This is a genomic window from Paraburkholderia sediminicola (genome assembly GCF_902859805.1).
Classification (GTDB): Bacteria; Pseudomonadota; Gammaproteobacteria; order Burkholderiales; family Burkholderiaceae; genus Paraburkholderia; species Paraburkholderia sediminicola.
Map to the genome: position 1 here is coordinate 72,980 of NZ_CADIKC010000015.1, position 20,091 is coordinate 93,070.

A 20,091-nucleotide genomic window follows, 5' to 3' on the forward strand; every position below is an offset into this window, starting at 1 on the left:
ACCCTGATGGTGGGATGAATCAGCCCAGCTCGTCGAGCAGGGACGCGAAAGCTTCATCCGGTGCCATGACGGCATCGGCGAAGCCGATATCGACGCCGGCGGCGCCGAGAAAAGTGCCAGCCTCCGTGTCGCGCACGACGGCCGTTTTGAGGTCTCGATTGCGCGCGACCGTCTTGACGAAGATCTCGCCCATCTTGTCGACGTCAGACTGGAAGCGGGCGAGCGCATCTTTCGACAACGGATTGAACTCGTTGCCGTCCGCTTTTTTTGCACCGTAATGAATGAGCGTGACGTCGATCCCCGCCTTCGAGAGTGCCTGCGACATATCGACGTGCATGCAGATCACACCGACGCTGCCGGTCCCGCCCGTGCGCGGAACGATGATCCGATCGGCCGCGCTCGCAATCGCGTACGCAGCGGAATAAGCGCTTTCTGTCAGGACGGCCCAGATCGGCTTTCGGCCGCGGGCCGCATAGATCGCATCAACCAGATCGAAGCATCCCGATACCTCGCCGCCCGGAGAATCGATATCGAGCATGATCGCCCGCACGTCCGGATCGCCGAGCGCCATGCTCAGCAGCGCGCGGATCCCGTCATATCCGGTCATGCCGGAATACGGCTCAAGCATCCCGAGCTTGTGCACCAGCGTGCCTTCGATCGGAATGCGCGCGACGCCCTGCGTCACGTCATAGGGCTTGTACTGCGCTTCCTCACCGTCGTCCTCGGCGTCGAGAAACGCGCGCGCGCCGCCGTTCGCCAGCTCGAGCGACGAGCCGTCACCACGGAAGAGATGCGATATGCCGAAGCGGTCTGCGAGGGCTGCCATCACGACTTCAGCCTTATGCGGCAGGATCGCGATCGGCACATTGAAAAGCCGCGTGGCCAGGTGGGGATAGTTGATCATGCCGCCTTCGGCTGTTCAGGAGGTTCGTCGGTACGCGTCGCCATCTCGCTGCCGCCCCATTCGGGAAGTTGCATGTCGCGTTTCTTGAAAGCCTCGATTTCGATCTGACGCTGATCGAGCACTTCTTCCCAGTCCAGCCCCTGCTCGGCGGCTTCCTGCTTGAGCGTCGTAAGCGCCGCGTCCATCTTAAGAATGGAGCCCTGCGGCTCCTTGACCGGGTCGACCCAGCCGCGTGCGGGCCCGAGCCACGAACAGGCCGCGTAGGCCGTGGCGGCTTCCAGGAAGTCAGGCGCGCCATTCGGCAACGGCAGTTCGTCGTTCTCCATGGACTCGCGAAGCCACACCGCATACATCGGCGTCGCCGTGCCGGCGGAAAAATCCAGGCGGCGCCGGATCAATGTCTTCCATCCCTCGAGCATTGAACCGCGCATGTTCGAGTAGTTGCTCCTCGACCAATCCTGCGTGACCTGTTCAATCGGGACACCAAGCGCCGAAGCGACGCAACCCTGCATCTCATGCACGAACTCAGTAAAGCCGTTATGAGGATGGTCCGACGCCACCGACTTGATTTCTTCGCCAGGCGCCAGCGCCGGCACGCGCACGCCGTTGAACATCGCCGGCCGCTCGTCGTTCCAGTCTTTTCTCAGGCTTTGGTAGAACTTGAGCTCCTGATCGCTGCCGATCGCATCCTGCACTTCCGAGGGATCGTAGGGGCTCGTAACGTACGTGCCGATCGTTGCGGCGAGCGCGGCCGCCTGCAGCTCGATGCCGTAATAACGCGCGAGCATCTTCGCGTGCGCCAGCACAGGAATGAAGACGCCAATTCCGCGGTTCTGTCCGGCGCGATCGCGGTCATAGTCATGGATGACGCGCCGCCAGCCGTCCTCGTCTTCACGCTCGACACGCTCCCACTCCATGCTCTCGACGGCGTTGTACCAGTCGTTCTGGTGCGCCCTGCGAATGTGATATGCGAGCGGGACGCCGTCCTCGTCGACCTCGACACCACCACGCAGGTGCTTTGTGTCAAGCATCTGCATGGGATTCGACAGGCGGTCCGGATCCACGACCAGAAAGCAGGTCGCATACTGGGCCGCGCCGCGGCCAACGCGCTCGGGCTTCCAGTAATTGACGACCAGATTCTCGCCGTCGATCAACTTGTGACGCAGCGCGAGACGCAGCTGCTGCGACACGGTGAGCTGCCGCGACACGTCGTTGTAACGGTTCAGGTCGTTCGAGAACATGCGCCAGCGCGCCTCGGCGGCGCTCGCGAATTCCTTCGCCCACTGGATGTCGAACTTCGCCCCGCTGATGAGACGCAACGCGCGATAGTCAGGCGCGGCGGACAGGCGCAGCGACGCGCCAATCGCGCTGTCGAGGATTCGGGTGATGCCTCCGCTCGAGCGACCGTCATTGCGAACCTGATCGCGCGAGCGCGCGACCATCCGGTCGCGGAACTGGGTAATCTCGGCGTCGGGCGAACGGATCCACGGCAGCCACGCACCCATCTCCTGCGTCTGCCACTCCGCGGCCTGATACGGGAAAAACGAGGCGCCGACCTGACTCCGTAGAGGCATGCCGTTCGGATAGTCGGCACGCGCACGGCGGATCGGATTCCCCCCCGCATCGACGAGCGTGATCTCTTTGCTCATCAGAACACCGGCGTGATGAAGCGGCGACGATTAATGCGCACGCCCGGGTTGAGTGCCTGCTGCAACTCGAGAATGAGCATGCGCAGATTCGCCATGTCGGTTTGCTGGAACGTCGCGCTGCGAGAGCCGCCGCCTTGCGCGTACGAGACGGTGACCAACTTCTTGCCCGTTCGCAGATCAATCAAGGCCTGCTGCGCCGACACGAGCGCGGCCTGCAGCTGCGCGTCGCTCATGCCGTAATACGGCGAGCTCAGATCGGTAGTGGCCATAGGATTTAGCGGAAACGGTGAACTGCGGATTTCGACTTCTGCTGAGCATCGCCAGAACCAGCCGTAGACTCGGGCGCGCTCGAAGCCGGTGTGGCTGACCCTGCGATCAGGGATGAATTTGTGTCCCACGCGGCCGCCCACGATGGGGGCTTTGCCCAATCAATCCGAGCGAGGCCGTGGAGGTGCGCCATTACGTGCGTGAGCACCATCAGGTCGAGCGCCTCGTTGCGGCGGCTCTTGATGGACTTTTCCCACCGGCCGTTCTTCATGCGCGTCTCAGCGGTCAGCTGCTCGAACCAGAGGTGAGGTTCTTCGGGAGAACGCAACGCATACGGGAAATGCACATACCACTCGCCGACGTCCGCTTTCTGCAGCTGGCCGGAAAGATCGTCCTTGAAATTGTTCGGATTGAACTGCGCAACGGGGACGGTACCGCCAGCAGCCGCACGGTTCGATTTACGCCCCGTGTCCGGGTACGTCACCACGAGCCGCTGTGCACCCAGCGCACTAGCGCCCTTGGTGGGTATCACGGTCCACGCATCGCGACCGGCGATCTTGCCGATCAGACGCACAACGCCCTTCAACTTCCGCCAGCGGTGCCATGCGGAATATGCCTGCTGCGTCACGCCGGCTTCGCCGCCACTGTCGAAACCGAACGCGCGGATCGGCATTCGCCGGCGGCTGCCGTCCGAAAGCGGATAAGTCCGCCCGATGATCTCGAGCAGTTGATCCCAATCATCTGCGTTCGTCGCGGGATCGCCGAGAAGGCGCCCTTTCTCTATCACCCAGCTCTCGCCGTTCACGCCCCAGCCGCGAACCAGCCACTCGAACCGTCCGCCGTTCGCGTCGACGCCGGCCGTCAGGAAGCGGACGCCCTCGGGAACCTCTGCCAGCTTGAGCGCCGCCTCGGCACGCTCCGCAAGCACATTCGCATCGATCGAACCCGTGCCGCGCTTGGGCGAATACAGAAAGCCCCATTGTTTGGCGACGACCTGCCGGAGCGTCTTGTCATCACCGTCGACCTCGTACTCGCGCTCCGCTTTCGCTTTCGCCCGAGCGAGACCACCAATGCCGCCGAGGATGAATGGCGACATGGCGCCGACGATCCAGAAGCCGGCACTGTCGCGCGCGACCAGTTCGCCGGTCACGACACCATCCTGTGAGATCTCCTGACCTTCGCCGACCCATCCGCCGAATGGAGAGCGGTAAGCGGCGAGGTTCATGGCACGGCGATCGCGGTCCTCAATCAGGCAGCCATTCACAGGACAAATGAGCCGCGCCTTCTCCTGGATCTCATCGAGACTCCAGTCGTCCTGGTAGTGCAACACCATGAAACGTGCGGCGAGCGGTACCGGGCTCGACCATGCACCGCAGTGCGGACAAGGCCAGTACCAGACGCGGCGATCGCTGTCGCCGTATAGAGCCATGATGCCGGCGGTCCAGTCACGCTCCGGTACCATCCCGCGCGCACGGTCCGGGTGGCTCATCCCGAGCAGCATCGACTGCCGGCCGAATGTCTGGCGCCGCACGTCCAGCACCGCCTTGATGTCGCCGAGCGATACCGGATATGCATCGATCTCGTCGGCGACGATCCGAGGCGCCGACTTGTTGATCAGGTTGTTGTCGTTCGCCGACAGAAATTCGACGTGCATGCCGTCGAACATCTTGTAGTGCAACGAGTCGTCGACGGGCTTCGACCCGAGCCGCATCGCCATCTCGGGATGGCTATTGATCTGCGTGTTGATCCGGCTCTTGACGAAGGCCTCGAGGCCCGGATCCGTCTGCATGTACCAGAGCATGTCGCCCGGGTCATTCGCAACAGACTTGAGCAACCAGTTCTGCGCAATCTCCGTTTTGCCCGATTGGCCCGGACCGACGACCACCGTCGTCAGGTAGTCAAGCCGTGTGAGCGTCTCCATCGGCGCGACGAGATACGGCGCTTTCTCGTGGTGCCAGCGGCCGACGAAGCCACCGCCCTGATTGGACAGGCGGCGATTCATCGCGGCGTACTGCGCGACCGTCTCACGCTTCGGCGGTATGAATGCCGCTAGCGCCTCGCGCGCGATCTGGTACGCGTCGGCGTAAGCGTTCTCAAGCATCGGGACCTAGCAACACGTTCAGCTCGTCGACCATCGTTGCACGAAGATCGTCGGTCAGATCCCGGATATCGTCAGCGTTTGACTCCGGCAAACCCAACTTGTCGACCACCTGATCGGACAGCCGGTCGAGACCCTTGCCGAGGTGCACGAGCATCTTCGTGATCACCTGGCGCATCACCTCCGCCTGCACGAGCTCGCCACGATCGCGACGCAGCTTGTCTTCGAGGATCTCAGCCTGCACGGCGTCGCGCCGCTGCCGTGCGGACTGCTCGCCGGAATGCACGACTGGCTCAACGCCAGCCGGCGGGACGACGGAGTACTTCGCGCCAGGGTACGGATTGCTCGACGCCTTCGGATCGATGCGCTGATCGAAGTGCGCGGCGGCCGCCGGCGCCGATGCTTGCGATCCGCTTTCCAGATAAGTGCGCACCGCGGCGAGATCGAAGGCCCAGCCGCCGGCGCGCGTGCCGCGCTGCGCGATCGGAAATTTCTCGTCGCTGTCGAGCCGACGGTCAAGCTTCGGCCGCGTCCAGCCCAGCGCTTCGCAAAGCGCCGCCTTGCCGATCATCCCGTCGCTGCCCGCCGGTGTAACGGCGGCTGGTGTAACGGCTTGCGCCTTCCCCCGAGTTTTGCCACCAGCCTTCGTTACACCACGCTTCCCAGACGCCGCGAGGCTTTGCGCTGCGTTCGATGCCGCCATAGGTGTAACGTGTAACGGGATTTTTTTACCCAGTGGAACGGGAGAAACGGGCGCGCGCAATGCCCGCGTTATCGAGGGGTCCCGGGAAGGACCCGCTCAACCCGGGGCCTCCGACCGGACACCCTCCGCAGTCCCCGCCAGCGGCCTAACGGGCCGTTCTGCGGGCCGCGGCGAGCGCGGTTGACAGGTCGCGGTCGATCCATTGATCGACCGTCTGCTTGGCCTTCTTGCCCCAGTTCAACTGCTGTTTGACCGGGAGCGCATCACCGAAACGAATCAACAGTTTCAGTGCACCGAGATGCTTGTCATGCACACTGCCGCGCTCAACGCGCTTACGACGCGTCGTGCCTTTGTTCGTCACATCAAGTCGTTGCCAGACACCATTGATACTGCCTTTGGCTGTCTGGATCACACCGATGTAAATGTCTTTCCGACCTCGCAGCTTGGCCATGATGCCGCGCGGCAACTGACCGTACTGGTTGAGGTTGATGTCCTTCGGATTCAGCAGCGCGGTGCCCGCTAGACGGTGTGCGCCGCCGGTCTCATATGGCTGTAGATACGCCGCTGTTGCGTCCTTCATAAAGACGACGGCGGTCGGCGAACCCTTCTTCGCGCGCTTGATGCCGACGGCTTTTCGCGTGAATGGCGACGGATTCTTGAACGTCTTGACGATGTTTTCGGTCTCGTCGCCCGCCACTCGGTTCGCCGTGAGGTTCACACCTTGGGCGATCGCGAATGGCAACTGGCGACGAATGAAATCGTCGAGGCCGCGCGCGATCTCGTTCGCGTTCGATGAGACGCGGATTGTGATTACGCCGGCCATGCTGCGGAGCGAACGCTTGCATCGGGCTCAGCTTCGAAGAAGGGAATCGCGGGGATCTGCAGAGAATCACGTCCGACGGGAAAAGCCTGCACAGCAATATCGTTCGTGTCTTCGTCGTACAGGCCGATTACGAGGCTGACCGTCGGCTTCGCGAAGAACGGGGCTCGCACGAGGACGCTTTCACCGAGGCGCGGGCGCGCGATGTTGGGCGCGGCGCCCTTGGACTTCGGTTTGTTCATCACTTGCCTTCTCGTGATTCGTTCATCGTGCGGCAATTGGTTGCGGGGGCAGGAATTGAACCTGCTGCTCTCGGGTTATGAGCCCGATGGTCTGCCGGTGGCGTACACCCGCAATGGGCAAAGAAAAATCGCTTAGCTGGCGTCGGTTGCGTCCGGAGCCGCTGCCGGCACAGGATCGGCGATGGGTTCGACGACAACGGCGGCCGGCGGATCGCACGGCGAGATATCGAAGTAGTACGTCTTGCCGATGACCAGTTGCTCGGTCGCCGAAGGATTGTCGATCGTGAATTGCGCCATACCGGTGGGCGTGGCCTTCTGAAACTTCTGATCTTCTGGCAGCGTCGGGTCGTATTCGCAGCTGAAAATCGCCTGCGCACCGCCCCACTGTTGGGCGATGACCGAACTCAACCTCATCTTGGCGCGAATGCTCATGATTTGCTCCGGGTAAACGGAAAAAGCCCCGGTCGGAAGCGACTCGGGGCTTTGGAGACACTTATTCACAGTGTCAGATTGATGCGTATATTAACGTCGATTTTACGGAAGTCAACTATTTGTCCGTCAAGGCCTAACGAAATCGAGACCGCTAAGTAGTTCATCGGCGTGCTTCCGCGCCTTCGATTCGATGCCGTCGACCGCTGTAGCAACCTCGGGCAGAAGTTCGGATTCGTTCGGTACATCTGCGACACCATCGCCGGCCGCGACTCGCTTGCGTTTAGCTTCCTTCGATTTCTTCGGCTTTGCGGTGCCGAGAAACCAGTGCTTGATTACTTCCCAGTGCGCGTAAGCAGTGCGCTCGGCAACCCCGCACTTGATTGCGAGTGCTTTGATCTCGATCTTGATGCCAGTCGCCTTCTCGACAAGCCCGCGACGCAACTGGTAATGCACGATTGTGCCGGACGGCAGGATCGACATTGCAGCCTGCTCGAGCGTGCGGATCGCTTCCTGATATTCCGGGTTTGGCGTATGTCCGCAGCAGCATGCACGGCCACAAGCGCACGGCGACGAACGCGGCGCGAATCGTGCAACAAGCACAGCCCGTTCAATGGCCGTTAGTTCCTCGAGCTCGCGGCGGATCATGCCTGCCTGGGCGGCGCCGTCGTTGCCGCTCAGCCCCTTACCCGTACGTGGCGACGGCGCGGCCATCCTGTCCACGGCCGAACGGTCGCGTGTCTGCATGGAATAGCTGAAGGCGAATATCATCGCGTCCTGCGCCGAGCGGAAGAGTTTCTGTTCTGTGTCGATCATGTGGTTTCCTTGTATTTCGCGCAGCGCTTTCCGTATTTCCTGCCTTTCCTGCAAACCCGCTTCAGCGTCCCGAGATGATCCTTGCGAAGCACCGCGTGCACACAACCGACGCAGCGCTCGCCCCGTTTCCGCTCGAGCACGTCGGCCGGGTCGAGGAACTCCCATTCCTCAAGCGGCGCGGTCATCACCTGAAGGTGGACGACGGGCCGTACAGAGCAATTGTGAGAGGATCACGCCGAGCCAATTTGCCCTCCCGCTCCAACCGTTTAAACGTCGTGCGCGCGATTCGGGCGGCGGCCAGATCAGGTCTTTCGCGCTTCATTCGCTTCCAGTAGTCGCTGTACACCTCCGCGCGCGGCTTGCGCGGAGGCTTGGCTTTGTCCTCTCCGGCGCCCGCGGCATAGATCGGCGCATGTGGGCCGTCCTTTCTGGGTGCCCAACCGACGATCCGGACCTGCGCGCGGAAATGCTGGATGAACGCCCCTGCGGTCTGATTCGATACGCCCGCACGCGCCGCCAGTTCGATCCGGGTACCGCGCTTCTTCTTAAGCGCAGCCCACAGCGCGACAAACGCCGGCCGTGTATCAGATGTGCCGCGTGCCTGGCGGCGCCGCGGCAGACCGAGCGCATCGGCGCGCATCTGGACGCCTCGTTCCGACCGTCCCGGCAGGCGTGCAATGCTCACTTTCAGCGGAGTGCGCAGTTTCCAGATCTCGCGGAGTATCTCGTCTTCCGAATCCAGCCATTTCATGGCGCGGCCGCACCGCGCACGCTGTTGATCATCCATCGATCTCTCCGACTGATTCGTCCGGTGCTCCGTCGCGGACGGTCGACCATTCCCTGTATGCGCGCCGCCACGTCGAGCACTTCAGCAGATGCGACGCGCCGCCGAAATCAAGCCAGTGATGACAGAGACCGCACCCTGGTACCGTGTACCTGTCATCTGCCTTCCGCGCGCCGCCCTTCCCGTGTGCACTCTCGTTGCTGTGACATGGCACGATCGTCTCCTCGGGATCGCGCCGCCGGCAGAGCCCGGGCACGCGCAAATAGCAGAGCTGGTCACGACAGGCGTTGCGCATCTTCGCGTCGTGCCAACTGCGCTTCTTCCTCGCTTTGCGCTTGAATGGCGACTTCACGAGCAGCTGTGTGCGCGTCAACGAGCTGTTCGGCGCCGGGCGGCGGCCGATCGGCGCGCTGCGCTTGAGCGGCGTCTTGCTAATCAGCGGTTTCTTGCGAGTCAGCATGGCTCGTCCCGCAACTGGACGACGCCGTCGAGGCGCACGCGGTTGCTGTCCGGCGGGAATGCGGGAAGCGGCACGCGCTGGTTGAAATGCAGCGGCACGCGCAGTTCGACCTCGCCACTCTCGAGGCGTGGCCAGTTATCCGGCGGGATGATCCACGCGGGCAGGCGCACGTATGCCGAGTAGCTGACGCGCAATCCGCGGCGCAGGCTATTGCGGAACTTCCACGGCGAATGCGAGAACGCGCGCACCAGCTCGACGACGTCGCACTGGATCAGACATGGCGGCCGCTCCTTTTGCGGTACGCCGTACACCGTGAAAGCTGCAGGGACGATAAAGGTCATTTTCATGGTCAGACGATCATCCGCAGAGCGCGCTTAATACGCTTGACCCACTCGTCGCCATAAAGAATCAGCGGCCGGGCATCCTTGAGTTCCCGCAACAAGTCGCCCCATTCCGCAATCACATCGAGCGTGTTTCGGTGATTGCTTCGTGAATGCTTGAGCTCGGTTTCTAACCCGTGTTTGGCTTCTACGATCGCAGCGAACGCCTCGTTACCACCTTCGATTTCCGCGGCCGCCGCTTCGAGCTGCTCAGCAACAATTTCGAAGCCGCTACTACGCATCGCTACGGCCGACGCGCGAAGCGTGACGGGATCGATCAGATATTTCCGGTCTTTTTCGCTGAGGCTCACCATTCACCTCCGAGGCCATTCAGCTTCATCAGCACGTATGGGGCGTTCGCTTCACTCGAATCACGGTAGACGCCGCGCGCGATCGCGCCGACGAGATACAGCAGATAGATACGCTGCGTAACGCGGGCCCATTGCTCGAGCTGCGCGCCGCCCTGCGGTACCGGCGCCGCCGGCGCGCATTGCGGGCGAAGCTTCTCCGGCAGTAGTTCGATGAGCTCCGCATGCTGGGCCCGCAGCACTGCGGTTGCATCGGTCGCCGCCGCCGCGGTGATGGCGGTCGGCTCCGGATCGCCGAACATGTCGAGCTGGCTCATGATGCTTTGAACGCGCCAATTCGCTCGCCCAAGATCACCGAGTATTCGGTCATCACGCGATATTGAGCAACGAGACGGCCGCGCTCATCGTCGGGCAGTCCAGCGAACACGGGATTCGAATCGATGAAAACCTTGAGCGCGGTTCGCTTGAAATCAAGTTCGGTTTTCTCGTCGACGACGCGCTGTTGATGGGGAGCGTATGACATGTCCATTTTTCCGGAATGATTTGAGGGGTTACCAGCTGCGGCTGGTGAGGTCTTCGACGCGCCACGTGCGCCGGCTACCTCGGCCGACGGCGTGGATCGCGATGAATCGAAATGGGAATTGCGCGGCCGCGATCTTCGTCTTGGCCCGCGCGTCGTCTGTCCATCGCCCTTTCACTTCGCGGAACTCAAGCTGGCCAGCCGCGGTGATGACGGGAAAGTCGATGGTGATGAACGTGTTGTCAGCGAGACGCAGCTTGATGGCCTCGAACCGGTAGAACAGGATCTCGCCGGCGTGAAGCTGTGGCTTGAGCACTTCCTCTTCATAGGCCGTCTCGGTCTTGTTCTGCTTGCCGCGCGGCATACGGCCGAGCTGCTGCATACGTTCGATCGGCGAAAGGCTCGGTGCGTTGCGCCAGTCGGCCAGCACGCGTTCAACTTCTACGCCCAGACCTAGCGCTACAGTGGATGCCTGCATGAACGCTGCTGCGGTTTCCGCAGCGTCATACTGTGCCAGCCGCTTTATTGCGCCATCGAGCGGGACTGGCTCGGTCGACGCGAGGCGCGCCGCCGCACCCGCGATCTGCTCGCGGATCCGCGCGGTACCGACGCAGCCGTCGGCGATCGCGCTCTCAGGGAAGCGGACGGCACTCTTGCTCATGCAGGTACCTCATCGAGCTGCTCGTCGAGCACCGGAACGCCGCTGATCGGGCGCAGCCAATCGTCAGCGGCATGAACTTCGCGATTAAATCCCTCGCGCTCGCCGTCTGAAGATAGAAAGCGCAACGGCTCGCGACTGCGCACCAACCAGATAACCCCAAACTCTGGGTGCATTGCGTAGAAGCTCACCACCTCGACAACCGGCGGCCGATCGTGGCGCGTATAGAGACCACGCACGGCATATGCGAGATCACCCTCTTTGCAGTTCATACGCCTCCCTTCTTGGCGGCGCGCCGCCGGTCATCAATCGATTTGTTGATCTGGGTCTGGCCGAAGCCGTCAGTCGCTCGGATGCCCTCGCCGCAATGCGGGCATGCCGGCACCATGCTGTGACTGCGCCATGCCCGCTCCACGATCTGGGCGGCGCGCAGGTGCACGCCACGCAATTCCGCCTCGGCCTGGCGCTTTTCGCGAGATGCGATCTTCGTGAGCGCGCGTTCGTACTGGTCGAGCATGTTCGCCACGACCCAGAACGGCGAAAGCTGGATGCCGCAGTCGTCGCACCTGACGAACTGGCCCTTGTCGTCCAGCGTCATGTGGCGATGGCTGCACTCGTCCTGCGGCCTGACGATCCGCCGGTCGCGCGTGAAGCGCAGATCCTCGATATCGATGACGTTGCTCATACGCGGTTTCCCTTCCACCAGCGAATGACACGCTGGAACGTCGGCTTGCGCCGCGGTGCCGGCGGCCGCTGATCCCAGTACCGCCCATTCGGGCCACAAGGCTCGCCGGCGGCGCGCATGACCTGACAGCTATCGACTTGTCCGTAAACCGGGTCGCGACGCGAATGCGGATGGAAGCAAGCCATTGGAAGACCCGGCGGTGGATTGGGCTTTGAATAGCGGCACGTGACGCACAGGTGGCGAACGCCCACTTCAGCGGTCGCCCACTGTTCCGAAGGGGAAAATTTTTCGGTCATGATGCGTAGTCGTCCACAGGCATCAGCGCGTCGCCAAACGTCTTGCGGGCGAGCTGGTAGAGGTCGAGCTGGTTGAAGCGCTGCGCGTCGCTGAGCACGAACTCGATTGCCCGCGGCTCGCGCGAGGCCTTCGCCACCAGCACCCGGTAATACCGCCAGTCCTCGTCCGGTTTGCGCGTTCGCTGCGCCAGCTCGGCGCCGCGAGCGTCGACGCCGTCGGGCGTCCGGTACCAGTCTTCGGTTTCGACGCTCGCAGCGGCAGGCGTCGCGGTCGCCGGCGGCGCGAGCACCTGGTCGATGAACGTCGACACGAAACCGGCGTATGTCGGTCGGTCGTCGGTATCTCGCTTGCGCGCCGCCACGGCTGCCGTGTGGGCTGCACGCAGCTGCTCGGCCGTCACGCCCTTGCCGATCCACGTCAGCACGTGGACGCGATCGCGGCTTCGGTCGATCGTCAGATCCTTCCCGCGTTGTCGCTCGAGGTCGATCAACAGATCGGTGAGCTCGCGTTCGGTGTTTTCGGGTTTGCTTATTTTTTGAGCAGCAGCGGCAGCGTCGTTTTCGGCCTCGCGTGCTGCTGCTTTCTCTGCAGGGTTAACTGCAGTATTAGACTGAACCTCCTTCAGTGCCTTTCTGTCGTTAGGTTCAGTGCCTTCTGGAACGACGTTCAGTGCCTTTTCCGGAGGCACTGAACCTGCTTCAGTGCCTTTATCCACAAGCTGCTGAACCTCGTTCAGTGCCTTTTTGTTACGACCCGTTTTTGAAGGCACTGAAGTACGTTCAGTGCCTCGAATCTCCCGATCCGGCAACTCGAAACCATCGGGCACGCGCGGATAATATTGATTGCGCGCCCATCTCTGACCACCGTATCCGTGCTTCTGAACGATCAGCCATCCGAGTGCGGCCGCATCCTGCAGGTGCGTGACGACCGAACGCTCGGAAAGGCCTGTCTCGGTCGCGAGAAGCGCCGTCGACGGGTATGCAGGCTCACCAGCATCGTTGACGTGGCAGGACAGCGTGAGGAGCACGTGCCGCGTGGTCGACGGCAACGGCGAGCTGATGATGGCGTGGCGCCATGTCCATGGCTTCATGCTGCGACACCTTCACGGATATGGCGCGCGATCCGGCCTTCGGCGTGGATGCGCTGATCCCAATAGCGGTAGTACAGGTTTCTAAGCCACGTGCCGAGCACTGCACTGGGCAACTTCGTGCGCCCGAGCACGTGGGGTGCACGCGCGACCACGATCTGATAACCGTCCGGCCTCCGACTCTCGAGCGCGGGGTTGTAATACGGATCCGTGACCGCCGGCACAACATGCCAGACGCCCGATTTCGCCGGCACCCACTCAGGAATTCCGAGGTTCTCCGGCACCACGTAGATGAAACGCGTGATCCAATCCGGCATACCGACCCACTTCGGCTTCGACAGATCCTTGCGCCAGTCTGCGAGGGAGACCTTCACTTCGAGCTCAGTTGCGTAGCCCGCGCGCGTGATCAATACGAAGTCGGCGCGGTAGTTGCCGCGGTGTGAGCCAATGCCCCAGCGGATCTCCGCTTCGGGAATGAGCGTGTTTGCGCGGTGGTCGACGTGCCGACGGATCGCAGCCTCGACGAGGCCGGCGTTGAGTTTGGTTGTGGAGGCTGCTTTGCTCATGCGCGCCGCCATAGCCAGTGCGTGGCAAATCCGCGAACCCACGCGATCGCATACAGGATCGACAGCGCGAACATGCCCCACTGTTGGGATTGGTACGTCGTATAGAACCAGAACGGCTGCCCAGCGAGGCCAAACAGGCATGCGAAGCGCCGGCGTTCAGGCTTCGTATCCTGCGAGAGGAACGCTGCGCCCGCGCCGAGCACGCCAATTGCAATCTGCTCGATCACACAGACTCCCGTCGCGCGACGTTGATGCGGAATGACGTCCTGCGGCCTTCCCTGAATTGCATGACGAAGCCCATCGCCTCGAGCACCTTCAGCTGGCGACGCACGCCGCTGTCCGAGATCCGGCATTTAACGGCGAGCTCCGGGACAGTCACCGAGCATTCTCCCGTGCTCTGCACGCTCAGGTGCGCGAGGCGCAAGAGTACGATCAGCCCGTGTGACGACAGGTCGACGTCGGCCGGGTCGATCTCCCAGGTGAGATTGGTAAGGTGGTGCGACATCAGTGTCTCCAGAGAAGAGCGATGCCGAGCGAGACGACAAAGCTGACGCTAAGCTGGCGAATGAAACGCCGGCGCACCGGGAAGAACGCGCAGATCAGGAGCGCGCCCGCGGCCGCTCGCATCGTCGAGTCGATCAATTCGTGCAGTTCCATGGCCATCCCGTCAGTGGCGCAATTTCTGTGATTCCTGCAGGCGCGCGATACTCAGCACGGCGAAAGCAAGTTGCAGTTGCGCGTCGAAATGCATCATCCGGAGTAGTTCCGTCGTGGTCGCCGACACGCTGTCTCCTGCCCGGGCGCGCGCAGTACGCAACGCCTCTTGTGTAAGCCGATCGGCCTCGACTTCTGTCACCGCATGCTCTCCGCAGCGAAGAACTCCTCAACCAGCCTCACGGCCATGTCGCGCGCGAGCCATTGCCCGATCGCGCAATTGCCGAGCTGCTCCTGCACGACGCCGACCTTGTCGGCCGGCAGCTTGCGGCGTTTGCGACCTTTCTCATCGCGATCGTCGGGATGGAAGTACTCAGAGACATGCTGCTGAATGAGGTCGCACATCGACGCGAGATACGTCTCGGTCATGCCCGGGTGGCGACGGCTTTTCCAGGCGAGCACGCATGCATCGCGGAAGGTCGCGCACGCCTCGATCTGTTCGCGAGGCAGAAACCGCAGCCGCGGCGCTTCTGAAGCGACGGGCGGCGGGGGGTGAATTGTTCTGCCGCGTGGGTGTGCAGCGGCGCTGTGATAGTCAAATGTCATCGATACACCTCTTGGTACACCGGTCGGCCGGCGGCGAAAATTTTTTGCATGGACACCATGCAAATCCCCGAAAACTCACGCGCCGCCCTCCTTCGATTCGGGCGCACGCTTCTCGCCGCCATTGGCTATGAGATACATAAGCACCGCGCCGATGAGGTAAATACCCGCGAGCACCGGACGGCCGATTGCAGCCAGACCGAGCACGCGTACACCTGTTGCGCCGCGGTGGAAGTAACGCACCACGAGCGGCGATTTCTTGATCTTGGGAGGGGTGTACTTCGGGTGACTGACGATGCCCGCGATGAAGAACAGCAGAATCGCCCATGCCCACAGGTAGAAAATGAGCATGCGACCTGCGGCCTCATACCCAAGCGCCAACCAGAGATAGGCGAGCAAGCCTTCCGCCAGCACGATGCAAATGCCAAAGAGGGATTTCATCTAAGCGCCCTCCTTTTCGACTGGAGCACTGATCCCCGACGCGACGCCGGTCTGCAGAAGGCGCTCGCGCAGAACTTGGCCGCCCGTCAATTGCTCGATCGCGGCGGCGTAGTGAGTCTCGTCCGTCCATTCGGTTCGAGGCAGCCGGCCTTTCGCCGCCCACTTCTTCACCGCCTGATAGGTGACCGGGCGCTCGATCAGCTCGTTCAAAGCCTTAGTAAAGGCAGTGACGCCGCCGGCGTGCTTGATGGCTTGTTCGATGAGGTTCATGCGCAGCATTTTAGAACCGCAAGTTACCAAACGGCAAGAACTGATTGTTCTTTGCTATGCGCGGACAATAGAACCCATGGTTACTGACGATCAAAAGCGAGCTTTCTCCGAGCGCCTGAACGAGGCACTCGACGACATCGGCTTCCCCGCAAAGGGCGCCGGGCGGCAGAGTGCGCTGGGCGAGAAGATGGGCGTTTCGCAAAAGGGAGCGCGAAAGTGGCTCGAGGGCGAGGCGATCCCGGCCACCTCGCGGATCATTGATCTCGCGCAGTGGCTCAACGTCAATTTCGAATGGCTAGCGATGGCGCGCGGCGCCAAAAAGGGGGCGACCCCGGCCGAACCGGCTACTGAACCCGCCACCACGGCGAGCGATTCCGTGCAGGGGACGTCCTTCGCACCGGCAAAGATCACTGTCGCGCTCGCCAAAATCTTGAACGAGATAGACGGCCAGCACCGCCTGGCGGCGATTACGGACGACGACGCAACTTTATTGCGTGCAGCATTGCATGCCGTGCAAACTGACATGTCGCCTACAATTCGCGCCGCAATCCTATTAATGCTTGGCGCGCAAAACTCTCGAGAAGAGGGTAAAAACACCTCTAATCCCCCGTTTAAAGCGGCGCCGACCGCAGCACACTCAACTTCTGACAACGGCGCCGACAGCCCCGCAGCCTTTGCCAGAAGCGCTAGAGCCGACCTCCGATCGGCCGCGGAACCTGAGAGTGACAAACAACATGACACGGGAAAGCACGGGACCTGACATCGTGGACTTTGTGGCCTATCGGGCCGCCCGGTGTAAGAAAGCCCGAATCGACAATGACGAAATCATTACGGACGTACATCTATCGGTGACCCGGGGTGGAACTGTAGTTCCGAGCCCGGCGCGCGTCGCCGACCTCCACGTATTGGCCGTCCTCGCCTGGTGCCTCGATATGTCGTCAAGCATGCTCGATACATATCTGCTCACTCACTAACCACAGATCCCTTCGCCGCCAGACGCCCGCTTTGCGGGCTTTTTTTCGTCCTCAGCCCGGCTTGTTACAAATTAGGTAACTTTCGGTACTTGCCAGAACGTAACCGATAGTTCTATTATTCGCTCCAACGAGTAGCAAACAACGGAGCGAGAGATGGCCCACCAACAGTCAGCAACACCCACCGGCAATACCCGGCGCGGCGCGCGCGCTGTGCACCCGGCCGTCCTCTGCAGCACCAACTTCGATGTGTTCTTTCGTTGCGATCAGGTTCGCAAGGGCCCGAACATCGTGCGCGTCGAAGCCGTGAATATCTGGGAAGCCGAAGACAAGGCGTGGACCTATGCAGGACACCACGATCTCACCGGCTTCAAGGTCGACGCCGTGGTCACTGCGCTGCCCCCGCGCCGCGTTCCATTGAAGATCCCGCGTGCAGTGAAGCTGACTTTGCGCATTACCCGGAACGTGCTCGCCGTGCTCGGCGTGTGCTTCGTGGTCTTGCTCGGCCTCGGCTATATGCAGTATCAGGATCGGCTCGCCGCCGGCGATACGTCGTGCTCGTTCACCCGGTGCCTGTGAGATCAGCCATGAAGATCTCCTACTACACCAACCTCGGGCCGCGCGACTATGCGCACGTCATATGGTCGCCTGTTGTCGATGACTTCGGCAACGAGATTGAGCTCATTGAATTGCTGCCGAAGTCGGTGCGGATCGATGCATTCTATGCGGCCATCGGTTTCGCGCCGCTCGAGCACCTCGACAACATGTGCGGGGAGCACTGAAATGCGCCCGGTCCCAGTCCATCTCCCAGACGAAGCGCTCGAGCCGGTATGTCGTGCGATGGGTCTGCCTGCGCCGCAGGATCTTCCGCCACCAATGCGCGCCGTCGTGAACGCCCACGCGCATGCCCTTCGCAACCCCAGCCCCCGCGTGCGCAGCGTCTCGCGCGCGCGGCCCGCATCTGGCGGTCAGGCCTCGCTTGGCTTCGACGAGAACTGCGTCGACATCAAGCGTCGCGCCGCCAACGATATCGACGAGGACTGACGCGATGCCTTACGTGACCGTCGATGTGGACGTCGATCTCCGTCAGATTGACCGTGATGACTTGATTAAAGAGCTCGAAAGCCGAGGAATGCCTTCGATGTTCGGCGTCGAGGTATCCGTGGCTCAGATCTTCGAGGCCTTCTATCTCGGCAATGAAGCTGCTGGGGTCGATCTTACGAAACAGTGGCTTCAGCAAACCACAGGGAGGGTGCTTCCGTGAACACACTCGGTTATGTGGGCTCGGCCCTCGTTGCATTCGGTTCCGTTGCCTGGACGCTCACGACTGTCGCCGGTCGCTTCGACCACGCTTTCGACTCTGACCAACACCTGCCCGCCCCCGCGAACGATGACCGGGCTCTTCCGGAGGCGCGGTCGCGGCGCGCCTTCCGCATAGGAAGCGCCGTGAGCATGCTTCTTCGTAACGGCCTTCCGGCCACCCCCGTGCGGCTGCGTTGCCTCCCGCAGGAGCAGGCAGCAAACGCTCCGCGCGTGCCGGCCGACGTGACGCCGACACTCAGCTTCGCGAACTGCCACTACTACAAGATCTGCTGTGTTTGCGGCGAACCGCTCGGCCAGTACAAGGCGTTCATCACCCGCCCGCTGTCGGCGATCAGCCGCCGCTGCAGCGAAGCACCGGCACACCAGGACTGCGCCAAATTTACGGCGGCGACCCAATCACGCGGCACCAGCATCGGCCTGGTCATGGTCTGGGTAACGCGCACCTATGAAGTGTCAGACGGTGACTCCGACGTCCGGGTGTGCATCGGCGACCCTGAACAGGTGTTCTGGTACCAAGACGGCCGTTGCGCCCGCCGCGACGAAGTGCGTGCCTGTTTCGAAGCTGAATTGCCTCCTCTCTATACCGCTGCGCATGTTGCGGGCGATGAGGCTTTGCTCCGGCTCGATATGAGCGTCGCCAGGGCTACCCGGTTTTTCCCTCGCCACGGCTTCGCGCCGCATCTCGGGTGAACACCGTGAAGAACGTCAGCCACCCCAACATGTTTCCGATCGCCGGTGAATCGGTAGCCATCGCGGCCGCCGAAGCTGCGCCGCGTCAGAAGGCCGCTGTCGTCGAGACGCCAGTGGACGACATATCGGCTGCGCCGGTGCCGGCGAGCGCATGGGCCAACCCGCTGTCGAAACTCCGGCCGACTGCGGCGCCTGGCGAAACGAAGCACGCAACGCGAGCTGACGAAGCGATTGCCTATCTCCGGATCCACGGCCCGTCACCGGCTGGAGATCTCTGCAAGGCAATGGGGATCACGTCGAAGGGTGGCATCACCCCGTTCATAAACGCTGCGCTGCGTGACGGCCGCATCGTGCGCAATAACGGGAAGTACTCCGTCGGCGGTGAAGCGGTGCCGAAGCCGGATGCCGAGCCCAAGGCTGCTCCCGAAGCTATTTCCCACTTCGAAGCAACCACAGCGATCGTCGCGGGCCGCAAAAAAGCAAAACCTGTCGCGGCAAATCGGATCATCACCGACGAGGACGACGCATACCCGGAGCATGCGTCCGCGTCGGCAAATCTGCCGGTAGCAGCAAGCGAAGCCGCGGCCGCGATCGCAGCGATGCGTCAACCCGCTCCGGCGCCCGCGCCGCCGGTGACTGGACGCAAGCCCGAGTTCGTCGTGTTCGTCGGCGATATCCAGCTGCTCTCGTGGCCCGACGGTGACATCACCATCCAGACCGAAAGCAGCACGGTCGATCTCACGCATCAACACTTCCGCGCACTCATCACCCTCGTCGAGCTGCGCGGCGGTTTTTCGGTGGTCTCTCGTCGGTTGTAACCCCCGGTCGGCGAGCTTTGGGGGCGGCTCTCACAGCGCCCGTTTTTTCCAGGATTTCGAATGCAGCGACGCAGGCAAACACCAACTCTCTGGCAGCTGCTCGCGGATCTGCAGGCAAACAGTATTTCGCTTCGCGACGCTTACCGACTCACCCGCGCGCATGTGCGCGCCGCCCAGCGCCGGCGCACGACGCACAAAACGAAGGGACCAACGCCATGAAGACGATTTTCATTTTCAACGATTCGCGGCCCACCGATCACCTGCAGTCGATCGTGGCGCTTGGCGAAGACGGTCAACGCGTCGGCTGCATCAAGTTCGATAGCTATACGGCACCGCATTGCCAGTTCGCGATGGGTGCCCAGCATCTCTTGCGCGAGGACGACCCCGACATCGCTGACCCGGTCCACGCGACGCGCGCGGCATTGCTGCGCCGCTATGACGCGGTCTATGGCGCCGGCAACTGGATGCCCATGTGGCTCGATGCGCCGGCAACCAATGGCGCGTGGCGCCGCGCCTTGTACCTCTTCCGTCAGCGCCAGTCGCAGCCGGTCGAAGGTGCCCAGTTCGGTAACGCAGCCCTCGCCGGCATCCTCGGCGCGATCTTCAATCCGGCCGACAGCGTGCCGCACACCACTCACTAAATTCACC

The 20,091-nt window shown here is 62.3% G+C and carries 36 protein-coding genes; 8 read left to right on the forward strand and 28 right to left on the reverse strand.

The window, feature by feature from the left end:
• Nucleotides 1–19 precede the first annotated feature (19 nt).
• The 28 genes from R8871_RS34160 to R8871_RS34295 all read right to left on the reverse strand — a co-directional run bounded on the left by R8871_RS34160 (nucleotide 20) and on the right by R8871_RS34295 (nucleotide 15,641).
• Nucleotides 20–904, reverse strand: coding sequence for a S49 family peptidase (locus R8871_RS34160; RefSeq protein ID WP_175054354.1), 885 nt, complete (start codon nucleotides 902–904; stop codon nucleotides 20–22).
• On the reverse strand, nucleotides 901–2,553 hold the full coding sequence (locus R8871_RS34165; protein ID WP_175054355.1) for a phage portal protein: 1,653 nt from the start codon (nucleotides 2,551–2,553) through the stop codon (nucleotides 901–903). Before R8871_RS34165 ends, R8871_RS34160 begins: the two co-directional genes overlap by 4 nt.
• Entirely contained in the window at nucleotides 2,553–2,822 is a 270-nt protein-coding gene (gene gpW / locus R8871_RS34170; protein WP_175054356.1) for a gpW family head-tail joining protein, read from the reverse strand. Before gpW ends, R8871_RS34165 begins: the two co-directional genes overlap by 1 nt.
• Nucleotides 2,823–2,827: 5 nt before the next feature.
• Nucleotides 2,828–4,921 carry a phage terminase large subunit family protein gene (locus R8871_RS34175; protein ID WP_175054357.1) on the reverse strand — a complete coding sequence of 698 codons (2,094 nt, stop codon included), beginning with the start codon at nucleotides 4,919–4,921 and terminating at the stop codon, nucleotides 2,828–2,830.
• Nucleotides 4,914–5,621: a hypothetical protein gene (locus R8871_RS34180; RefSeq protein WP_175054358.1), complete on the reverse strand. Its 708-nt coding sequence runs from the start codon at nucleotides 5,619–5,621 to the stop codon at nucleotides 4,914–4,916. The genes R8871_RS34175 and R8871_RS34180 overlap by 8 nt, the downstream gene beginning before the upstream one ends.
• A gap of 145 nt (nucleotides 5,622–5,766) precedes the next feature.
• Complete coding sequence (locus R8871_RS34185; protein WP_175054359.1) at nucleotides 5,767–6,444, reverse strand: hypothetical protein; 678 nt, start codon at nucleotides 6,442–6,444, stop codon at nucleotides 5,767–5,769.
• Complete coding sequence (locus tag R8871_RS34190; RefSeq protein ID WP_175054360.1) at nucleotides 6,432–6,683, reverse strand: hypothetical protein; 252 nt, start codon at nucleotides 6,681–6,683, stop codon at nucleotides 6,432–6,434. The genes R8871_RS34185 and R8871_RS34190 overlap by 13 nt, the downstream gene beginning before the upstream one ends.
• 132 nt (nucleotides 6,684–6,815) lie before the next feature.
• Nucleotides 6,816–7,115, reverse strand: a complete 300-nt coding sequence (locus R8871_RS34195; RefSeq protein ID WP_175054361.1) for a hypothetical protein — start codon at nucleotides 7,113–7,115, stop codon at nucleotides 6,816–6,818.
• A 126-nt stretch (nucleotides 7,116–7,241) separates the two neighbouring features.
• Complete coding sequence (locus tag R8871_RS34200; protein WP_175054362.1) at nucleotides 7,242–7,928, reverse strand: DNA-binding protein; 687 nt, start codon at nucleotides 7,926–7,928, stop codon at nucleotides 7,242–7,244.
• A complete protein-coding gene (locus tag R8871_RS34205) occupies nucleotides 7,925–8,113 on the reverse strand; it encodes a hypothetical protein (protein WP_175054363.1) in 189 nt (62 codons plus the stop codon). Before R8871_RS34205 ends, R8871_RS34200 begins: the two co-directional genes overlap by 4 nt.
• The gene (locus R8871_RS34210) at nucleotides 8,113–8,715 is read right to left on the reverse strand and encodes a hypothetical protein (protein ID WP_175054364.1); all 603 of its coding nucleotides are present in this window, start codon (nucleotides 8,713–8,715) and stop codon (nucleotides 8,113–8,115) included. The genes R8871_RS34205 and R8871_RS34210 overlap by 1 nt, the downstream gene beginning before the upstream one ends.
• A complete protein-coding gene (locus R8871_RS38575) occupies nucleotides 8,708–9,172 on the reverse strand; it encodes a nuclease domain-containing protein (RefSeq protein ID WP_246287957.1) in 465 nt (154 codons plus the stop codon). Before R8871_RS38575 ends, R8871_RS34210 begins: the two co-directional genes overlap by 8 nt.
• Entirely contained in the window at nucleotides 9,166–9,519 is a 354-nt protein-coding gene (locus R8871_RS34220) for a hypothetical protein (RefSeq protein ID WP_175054365.1), read from the reverse strand. The genes R8871_RS38575 and R8871_RS34220 overlap by 7 nt, the downstream gene beginning before the upstream one ends.
• Before the next feature lie 2 nt (nucleotides 9,520–9,521).
• Nucleotides 9,522–9,866 carry a hypothetical protein gene (locus tag R8871_RS34225; RefSeq protein ID WP_175054366.1) on the reverse strand — a complete coding sequence of 115 codons (345 nt, stop codon included), beginning with the start codon at nucleotides 9,864–9,866 and terminating at the stop codon, nucleotides 9,522–9,524.
• Complete coding sequence (locus R8871_RS34230) at nucleotides 9,860–10,177, reverse strand: hypothetical protein (RefSeq protein ID WP_175054367.1); 318 nt, start codon at nucleotides 10,175–10,177, stop codon at nucleotides 9,860–9,862. The genes R8871_RS34225 and R8871_RS34230 overlap by 7 nt, the downstream gene beginning before the upstream one ends.
• On the reverse strand, nucleotides 10,174–10,383 hold the full coding sequence (locus R8871_RS34235) for a crAss001_48 related protein (RefSeq protein WP_175054368.1): 210 nt from the start codon (nucleotides 10,381–10,383) through the stop codon (nucleotides 10,174–10,176). Before R8871_RS34235 ends, R8871_RS34230 begins: the two co-directional genes overlap by 4 nt.
• 28 nt (nucleotides 10,384–10,411) lie before the next feature.
• Nucleotides 10,412–11,041 carry a hypothetical protein gene (locus tag R8871_RS38580; RefSeq protein WP_246287959.1) on the reverse strand — a complete coding sequence of 210 codons (630 nt, stop codon included), beginning with the start codon at nucleotides 11,039–11,041 and terminating at the stop codon, nucleotides 10,412–10,414.
• Nucleotides 11,038–11,310, reverse strand: a complete 273-nt coding sequence (locus R8871_RS34245) for a hypothetical protein (RefSeq protein ID WP_175054369.1) — start codon at nucleotides 11,308–11,310, stop codon at nucleotides 11,038–11,040. Before R8871_RS34245 ends, R8871_RS38580 begins: the two co-directional genes overlap by 4 nt.
• Nucleotides 11,307–11,723 (reverse strand): hypothetical protein, encoded by a 417-nt coding sequence (locus R8871_RS34250; RefSeq protein WP_175054370.1) that lies wholly within the window; start codon nucleotides 11,721–11,723, stop codon nucleotides 11,307–11,309. The genes R8871_RS34245 and R8871_RS34250 overlap by 4 nt, the downstream gene beginning before the upstream one ends.
• Before the next feature lie 292 nt (nucleotides 11,724–12,015).
• Nucleotides 12,016–13,110 (reverse strand): helix-turn-helix domain-containing protein, encoded by a 1,095-nt coding sequence (locus tag R8871_RS34255; protein WP_175054371.1) that lies wholly within the window; start codon nucleotides 13,108–13,110, stop codon nucleotides 12,016–12,018.
• The gene (locus tag R8871_RS34260) at nucleotides 13,107–13,673 is read right to left on the reverse strand and encodes a hypothetical protein (protein ID WP_175054372.1); all 567 of its coding nucleotides are present in this window, start codon (nucleotides 13,671–13,673) and stop codon (nucleotides 13,107–13,109) included. Before R8871_RS34260 ends, R8871_RS34255 begins: the two co-directional genes overlap by 4 nt.
• A complete protein-coding gene (locus tag R8871_RS34265) occupies nucleotides 13,670–13,900 on the reverse strand; it encodes a hypothetical protein (protein ID WP_175054373.1) in 231 nt (76 codons plus the stop codon). Before R8871_RS34265 ends, R8871_RS34260 begins: the two co-directional genes overlap by 4 nt.
• Nucleotides 13,897–14,178 carry a helix-turn-helix domain-containing protein gene (locus R8871_RS34270; RefSeq protein WP_175054374.1) on the reverse strand — a complete coding sequence of 94 codons (282 nt, stop codon included), beginning with the start codon at nucleotides 14,176–14,178 and terminating at the stop codon, nucleotides 13,897–13,899. Before R8871_RS34270 ends, R8871_RS34265 begins: the two co-directional genes overlap by 4 nt.
• Nucleotides 14,178–14,330: a hypothetical protein gene (locus R8871_RS34275; protein ID WP_175054375.1), complete on the reverse strand. Its 153-nt coding sequence runs from the start codon at nucleotides 14,328–14,330 to the stop codon at nucleotides 14,178–14,180. The genes R8871_RS34270 and R8871_RS34275 overlap by 1 nt, the downstream gene beginning before the upstream one ends.
• Nucleotides 14,331–14,340: 10 nt before the next feature.
• Nucleotides 14,341–14,529, reverse strand: a complete 189-nt coding sequence (locus R8871_RS34280; protein ID WP_175054376.1) for a hypothetical protein — start codon at nucleotides 14,527–14,529, stop codon at nucleotides 14,341–14,343.
• Nucleotides 14,526–14,933: an XRE family transcriptional regulator gene (locus tag R8871_RS34285; protein ID WP_175054377.1), complete on the reverse strand. Its 408-nt coding sequence runs from the start codon at nucleotides 14,931–14,933 to the stop codon at nucleotides 14,526–14,528. Before R8871_RS34285 ends, R8871_RS34280 begins: the two co-directional genes overlap by 4 nt.
• 75 nt (nucleotides 14,934–15,008) lie before the next feature.
• Entirely contained in the window at nucleotides 15,009–15,371 is a 363-nt protein-coding gene (locus tag R8871_RS34290) for a hypothetical protein (RefSeq protein WP_175054378.1), read from the reverse strand.
• Nucleotides 15,372–15,641: a helix-turn-helix domain-containing protein gene (locus tag R8871_RS34295; protein ID WP_175054379.1), complete on the reverse strand. Its 270-nt coding sequence runs from the start codon at nucleotides 15,639–15,641 to the stop codon at nucleotides 15,372–15,374.
• On the opposite strand from R8871_RS34295, the gene R8871_RS34300 reads away from it, so the two are divergent.
• The 8 genes from R8871_RS34300 (at nucleotide 15,640) to R8871_RS34335 (ending at nucleotide 20,084) form a co-directional block, all read left to right on the forward strand.
• Nucleotides 15,640–16,401 carry a helix-turn-helix domain-containing protein gene (locus R8871_RS34300; protein ID WP_175054380.1) on the forward strand — a complete coding sequence of 254 codons (762 nt, stop codon included), beginning with the start codon at nucleotides 15,640–15,642 and terminating at the stop codon, nucleotides 16,399–16,401. The genes R8871_RS34295 and R8871_RS34300 overlap by 2 nt on opposite strands.
• Before the next feature lie 367 nt (nucleotides 16,402–16,768).
• Nucleotides 16,769–17,191: a hypothetical protein gene (locus tag R8871_RS38585; RefSeq protein ID WP_246287961.1), complete on the forward strand. Its 423-nt coding sequence runs from the start codon at nucleotides 16,769–16,771 to the stop codon at nucleotides 17,189–17,191.
• 8 nt (nucleotides 17,192–17,199) lie between these two features.
• The gene (locus tag R8871_RS34310; RefSeq protein ID WP_175054381.1) at nucleotides 17,200–17,394 is read left to right on the forward strand and encodes a hypothetical protein; all 195 of its coding nucleotides are present in this window, start codon (nucleotides 17,200–17,202) and stop codon (nucleotides 17,392–17,394) included.
• Between the two features lie 94 nt (nucleotides 17,395–17,488).
• Nucleotides 17,489–17,656 (forward strand): hypothetical protein, encoded by a 168-nt coding sequence (locus R8871_RS34315; protein ID WP_175054382.1) that lies wholly within the window; start codon nucleotides 17,489–17,491, stop codon nucleotides 17,654–17,656.
• Between the two features lie 4 nt (nucleotides 17,657–17,660).
• Nucleotides 17,661–17,876, forward strand: a complete 216-nt coding sequence (locus R8871_RS34320) for a hypothetical protein (RefSeq protein WP_175054383.1) — start codon at nucleotides 17,661–17,663, stop codon at nucleotides 17,874–17,876.
• Complete coding sequence (locus R8871_RS34325; protein WP_175054384.1) at nucleotides 17,873–18,625, forward strand: hypothetical protein; 753 nt, start codon at nucleotides 17,873–17,875, stop codon at nucleotides 18,623–18,625. The genes R8871_RS34320 and R8871_RS34325 overlap by 4 nt, the downstream gene beginning before the upstream one ends.
• A gap of 5 nt (nucleotides 18,626–18,630) precedes the next feature.
• Nucleotides 18,631–19,443 (forward strand): hypothetical protein, encoded by an 813-nt coding sequence (locus tag R8871_RS34330; protein ID WP_175054385.1) that lies wholly within the window; start codon nucleotides 18,631–18,633, stop codon nucleotides 19,441–19,443.
• A 215-nt stretch (nucleotides 19,444–19,658) separates the two neighbouring features.
• Nucleotides 19,659–20,084 carry a hypothetical protein gene (locus R8871_RS34335; RefSeq protein ID WP_175054386.1) on the forward strand — a complete coding sequence of 142 codons (426 nt, stop codon included), beginning with the start codon at nucleotides 19,659–19,661 and terminating at the stop codon, nucleotides 20,082–20,084.
• Nucleotides 20,085–20,091: the final 7 nt, after the last annotated feature.